This window comes from Shewanella sp. SP2S2-6 (assembly GCF_031931965.1).
GTDB lineage: Bacteria > Pseudomonadota > Gammaproteobacteria > Enterobacterales > Shewanellaceae > Shewanella > Shewanella baltica.
Genome location: NZ_JAUOEQ010000011.1, coordinates 111,109 through 117,320 on the forward strand (window position 1 = coordinate 111,109; position 6,212 = coordinate 117,320).

4 protein-coding genes are annotated in these 6,212 nt (G+C 38.7%); 2 read left to right on the top strand and 2 right to left on the bottom strand.

Annotation, left to right across the window (positions count from 1 at the left end; genetic code table 11):
* Positions 1-2 precede the first annotated feature (2 nt).
* Together Q4Q57_RS10310 and Q4Q57_RS10315 are read right to left on the bottom strand one after the other, a co-directional pair.
* Positions 3-3,422 carry a PAS domain S-box protein gene (locus Q4Q57_RS10310; protein ID WP_311890765.1) on the bottom strand — a complete coding sequence of 1,140 codons (3,420 nt, stop codon included), beginning with the start codon at positions 3,420-3,422 and terminating at the stop codon, positions 3-5.
* Positions 3,367-4,269, bottom strand: coding sequence for a phosphate/phosphite/phosphonate ABC transporter substrate-binding protein (locus Q4Q57_RS10315; RefSeq protein ID WP_006083686.1), 903 nt, complete (start codon positions 4,267-4,269; stop codon positions 3,367-3,369). The genes Q4Q57_RS10310 and Q4Q57_RS10315 overlap by 56 nt, the downstream gene beginning before the upstream one ends.
* A gap of 321 nt (positions 4,270-4,590) precedes the next feature.
* Here Q4Q57_RS10315 and Q4Q57_RS10320 point away from each other — a divergent pair, with 321 nt between their 5' ends.
* Positions 4,591-5,829, top strand: a complete 1,239-nt coding sequence (locus Q4Q57_RS10320) for a SpoIIE family protein phosphatase (RefSeq protein ID WP_006083685.1) — start codon at positions 4,591-4,593, stop codon at positions 5,827-5,829.
* The coding region (locus Q4Q57_RS10325) for an ATP-binding protein (RefSeq protein ID WP_311890766.1) at positions 5,822-6,212 on the top strand (391 nt) is incomplete at its 3' end. The genes Q4Q57_RS10320 and Q4Q57_RS10325, both read left to right, overlap by 8 nt.

Genomic DNA, 6,212 nt, shown 5'->3' on the forward strand with positions numbered 1-6,212 from the left:
CCTTATTGAATAAAACGTTCCATGAAGGCGTCATGTGTCTCTTTACCTATAATTGCCACTTGTTTAATTAATGTATAAATTATTTCAGTCTGTTTGTTACGTGCACTGGATTCAAGTTGTTGTGCTAATAAAAATAAGGCAACAGCACCAAAACTACCAGAACTACTTTTTAAAGTATGGGCTTGGTCTTCAATCAACTCAAATTGTGTAGGGTCCAATACTGTAAGAGTTGCTACCCTTTCTAATAATTCTTTACAGAAAACCGCCATCATATTCGACAGACTGTCTTTTCCAAGTGCAGTTGATAATTCTGATAATATTATTTCGTCCAATAAATTTTGAGAAAAACTCTTAACCTGTGAAGAAATGATAGGCAGTGTTATGCTGGCATTAGGTAGCCACTTTTGGATAATGCTTAATAGCATTTTTTGATTAACAGGCTTAGAAATAAAATCTTTCATACCAACGAGATAACATTGCTCAACTTCCTCTTTCATCACATTCGCGGTCATAGCAAGAATGATTTGATTAGGATTAGTAGACAGAATAATATGGCTAGCCTCGAGCCCATCCATTTCAGGCATACGAATATCCATCAGAACCAAATCAAAGGCTTTTTCATTCATTAATTTAACAGCTTCAACACCGTTACAGGCATAAGTGACATCAAAGCCAGCTTTTGTCAGCATTGTTCCCGCAATTATTTGATTCGCAGGACTATCTTCAGCTAGCAGAATATGACCTTGAAATAAACTTTCTGCCAAATACACTTCTTCAAATTCATTACTAGGTGCATCTTGACTGAGCAACGCAAACTGCATTGAGCGACTTAAAGGCTTATTAACAACTTGGTCTAATCCTATATTCGATAAAGATTGTGAAATTTCAGAGCTCATCGCCGAGACTAAAGCAACTAAGGTCCCCTCATCACTAAGGTTGGTTTGCTTAAGCCAATTAATTTCATTTTTATCCACTTCAAATAAAAAAGTTTCATCAAGAAGAACAAGATCAAACCTTCCAAGTAGAAGACTTTCTTCTTTTATCTCACCCCAGCTATTAACTACAACAGTTTCAATGCCATACTGTGAATATTGTTTAGAAACTATGCTTAACCATAATAAATCTGTGTGGGCTAACATCACCCGTGACTTGGTGGGAGGGCAATAGCTATGGCAATAGTTAGCTTCATGTGGTTGCAACGAAACATAGAAAGTAAAACAGCAACCTTTGTCAAGTTCACTCTCTAATTCAATTTCACCGCCCATCATAGTGATAAGTTCACGGCAGATAGCTAACCCTAAACCAGTACCTTTATAGTTTGTGTTATGGGTATCATGCACTTGACTAAACTCTTTAAACAATTTGCTCTGCGCTTCCTCAGAAATGCCAATACCAGAATCCGTGACTCGACAAAAAAGCTGCATCAACGACTGCTGGTTATCGGCTATCCACATTTCGACGGTGATTGTTCCTGATACTGAAAATTTAATCGCATTATCCACTAAATTATGGATGACTTGATTTAATCGCTGCCGATCACCCAGCAATGTCTGCGGAACATTACGATCTACAAAGCTAACGAGCTGCAGTCCCTTATCATAGGCTTTTGGCTCTAAAATTTGCAAAACTTGAGCAACAAGTTTATCTGGCTCAAATTCATTAGACTCCAACACCATTTGTCCAGCTTCAATCTTAGAGAAGTCTAAAATATCATTGATTGTATTGAGTAAAGCACTACCAGCCTCTCTAGTAATGTTGGCATGGATCCGCTGTTCTTTATTTAGTTTAGAATGGAGCAGTAATTCAACACCGCCTAAAATAGCATTGAGTGGAGAACGAATTTCATGACTCATTGTTGCCAGAAATCGTGATTTAACTTTATTGCCCAGCTCTGCTTGCTCTTTAGCTAACTGGAGCTTTAATTCGCTGGCTTTACGTTCGGAAATATCTCGTAAAAAAGCGGTAAAAAGGATTTCATTACCTAACTTGATTGGCACAACCTCCAGCTCTATTGGGATTTCATTACCAGCTTTACAAGTGGCCAATAACTCGATACGTTTATTGATTATGTTGCCAGAACCAGTCTGACGATAACGCTCCATTCCTCCTCTATGGCTTGAATGTTGGCTTTTGGGAATAATTAGTTCTTCAAGGTACCGTCCAATTGCTTCATGTCGTGAATAACCAAATAATCGCGTTGCCGCAAGGTTAAACTCAACAACACGGCCATCTATATCAATGGTTATCAAGCTATCTAGGCTTGCAGCTAAAGTCGCAAGTAGCACTGATTCGGTTTTAGCTGCTGCAACTTCTTTACGTTTTACATCAGATAAGTCTTTGACTAAACCTATAAACATTACCTTATTATCGATTTTCATTAGCGAAACCGATAGTGCAATTGGAAATAATTGTCCATCTTTACGTTGTGCCATCAATTCTCGGCTTGTGCCAATAATCTGAGTGACACCCGTTTCTAAATATTGATGAATAAAACCATCATGTGAAGAACGCATTTCGAAAGGTAAGAAAATAGCAACATTCTGGCCAATCAATTCATTGTGAGCATAACCAAATAATCGACTAATTGCGGGATTAATGTCCGTAATAGTACCTTTATCATTAATGATGACGAAACCATCAACGGCAGAGTCTAGAATGGTGTTTAACCGAATATTAGCTGCTTCTAGCGCTTTAGTTCTAGCGTCCACTTTATCAATCATATTGTTAAATGCTTTGCCCATTTGAGCGATTTCATCTTTCCCTTTAACAGGAATTCGCACCCCAAGCTCACCAGCCAATATTCGTTTAGACGCATTGGTAAGAATGGTTAAGTTTCGGGTCAAGTAATGGCCAAGGAGTAATGAAAATAACGCCACCAATAAAATTTCAATCCCAGCAATTGAGAGGATTTTTGTGGTTACCAACTGAATAAAATCATCAAGACTGCGAGTCTCAAAACCCATATTAATTGTGCCAAAACGATAACCATTATCTTCTATCTTATATTCTAAGTCGAAAATACCATCTTGTACTTGAGCTAATTCGGTATCGGGTTGATGTGAAACTTGAACATACTTGTCTGCCCCACCATAGGCTAAAATATGACTAGGGTCAGACACCGTGACATACAGTACCTCACTTTTAGTTAACAACTCTTCCACTAAAGTTTGCAATGTTGCTATATCATTACTTATAACAGCATCCTTTGCTGCAATCGAAAACAAAGTCAACGTGGTCTGAGCCCGCTTCTCAATTTGAGACTGATTAGATAGTTTCAGGTAATTAATACTTGTGTATACCAACAAAAATAGCAGCAAAGCTTCAATCAGTGCTATTCCAACAATCGTCTTCAGCCTAAAGGACACTTTATTTCTCTCCGAGCGGTTTAGATAGCGACCCGAGAGATAGTGACCGAATATCATCCCAATCTTTATCCTCACCCGCAGTAAAAGCTGAAAAATCCACTGAACTAAGTAATACTTGGCCTGCTGGGGTTGTAGATAGTTTTAGAAATTGTTCAAGTAATGCTTGTCGATGTACTTCAGATACCCGCGGGTGAGTTGCAATAGCATGTGGAGTATATTCAGGCGTTTTCCAAAGTATGTTAAGTTGCTGCTTCTGTGTATCGGTCAAATTATTAAAGGTACGCTGTACTCCTCCGCCAGCGTCTACAAGCCCTTGTATAACCGATAAATATACAGAATCGTGTGACCCCACGTATTTTACGTCGACATTAATTTTCGCATTTTTTAGATACGCCCTTGGCAAAACACTTGCTGCAAATGATGCTGGCGCAGGAAATGCCAACGTTTTACCTTCAAGTTGTTCTAATGACTTAATAGGCGAGTCCTTCCGAACAACAACGATGCCTTTGAGCTTCTTATTTTTCTCTCGCGCTAGAGCTTGGTAGCCAGGGAATTCATGAAATACTATGTAGTGATAAGGATTTAGGTAAGCGACATCATAAACCCCTGCCTTTAATCTAGCCTCAAAGGTTGGAATGTCGGGGGCTGTTGCAAATTGCAACTCATAATTAGCGCCTTGAGACAAGGCGGCCAAAATTGGCGGCCATAGCTTTGCGAGTTGAGCAGTTGATTGCTGAGGAACAACGCCAAAAATGAGTACCTGTTTAATATTATTGCTTGCTGGAGATTCTGACGCCATTACTCTTGGTGTATTGGTTACGCCTATCATTATCAAAGCGATAACGGAGAAAGATGTTAAGCGAGTTAGCCAAGCATGTGGGAATAAAGCAAGAAAGCTATTCATTCTAAATATCCTTTTATCAATGAAGTGCATAAAATTGTATGGTTGATGTATTTCACCAACTCAATACTGCATTAGCAACTCACATGCCATTAGTTAAAAAACATTAAAAACAATGGCCTAAATATTATTATATCGCATTAATTATTTACTATGGATGACAGTTTTGCATTTTGCAACTGAGTCATTTCAACCTGAACTTTTGACTCGCCATAATTGAGAATCTAACGAATTACTCAGCCTATCATCTTAAATTTATAGTCATTTATTATACAGGCATAGATTTTGCTCATCTTGAGCATCCCTTATGAAAGGAGGCGTACTATGCCATTATCCTCAATAACTACGCAGCAGCCTGAAATCTTATCTGTGTTGGTAGTGGAAGATACTGAGAGCGAGCGATTATTTATTTGTAACTTACTGAGACAATTTGGTTGGCTGGTCGAGAGCTGTAACAGCGCATACGCAGCACTAGCATATTTAAAGCATAGTTCTGTTCATGTAGTGATTAGCGATTGGCGTATGCCAGGTATGACAGGGATAGAACTGTGTCAAATATTGAAGAATGTAAACCTCCCACCTTTTGTCATTTTGCTAACCGCTAATAATCAAACAGCAGATATCGTACTAGGAATTGAAGCTGGTGCAGATGACTTTATTTGTAAACCATTCAATCCCGCATTGCTAAAAGTAAGAATGCTAGCTGCTATGCGGATCATGCAGTTACAACAAAACTTAGCAAAAAAAAATCAACTTTTACATCAAGGGCTTGAAAAAGAAACCGCGTTACTGAACACAATACAAAAAGATTTAATATCCGCAGCAAAGGTTCAACGCGAGCTATTACCCCGAGTGCAAGAGCTCCCAAATAATTGGCAGTTACATCATCGATTTCAACCTGCTAATTACCTTGCTGGGGATACTTTTCAATGTTTTGACTTAGGTGAAAATCAACTAGGTTTTTATCTCATCGATGCAGCCGGACACGGTATTACAGCTGCACTGCAAAGCGTGAGTTTAGCGCAGCGTTTATCGATGGAAAGAACAAATTGGCACCAACAATCCCCAAATGAAATCGTAAATGCATTGAACCAAGAACTAAGCGATCCAGATAATACTGGGCGATTTGTCACTTTGCTTCTAGGCAAGATTAATACTTCAAACGGCGAAGTGCAGATTTGTAGTGCCGGACATCCTTCGCCTCTCCTGTTAACTAACTCCGATTGTGAATCTCTCGTTCTCGAAACTGAGTTGCCCATAGGAATACACAGTGCAATACAGTATAAAAATCAAAATTTTAAGATGAAACCAGGTACACGATTAATACTATTTTCCGATGGCGCCTACGAATGCAAACATGAAAAATTTGGCATATTTGGTCTAGACCGTTTACAACAATTATGTGAAAAAGCAAAAAATCTGAGCAGTGAGCAATTACTACACCATCTAAGTCATGCATTAAAACTGTGGCAATGCAACAACATACAAGACGATATATCAATGATGTTAATTACTTATCCATCACAACTTATGCCAAGACTACACTGGAGGTATTATGAATAGTTTACAGCTCAAACTTACCCAAGAACAATGGCGTATTCAGCAGTTTTGCCCTGAGTTAGAACAGTTTATGCTTTTGCAGAATGTACATGAACGCCAAAGATTTAAAGTAATTATTTGTGTACTTGAGGCTATTAATAACATACTCGACCATACTGAAGCGGGCTTAGAGCAAATAGTGCTAATTATGCATTGCAATGATGATCGCATTATTGTTGACCTGCTTGACCACTCGACCGTTTTACCTAAGATTGAGCCTCATCATTGCCCAGAACAAATGAATGAACATGGCCGTGGTCTATGGATTATGTATAACTGGATGGATGAAGTTCGATTTCAGCCCACTGTGCTTGGTACTCATTTAAGGTTAATTTTACTCCGCCGAC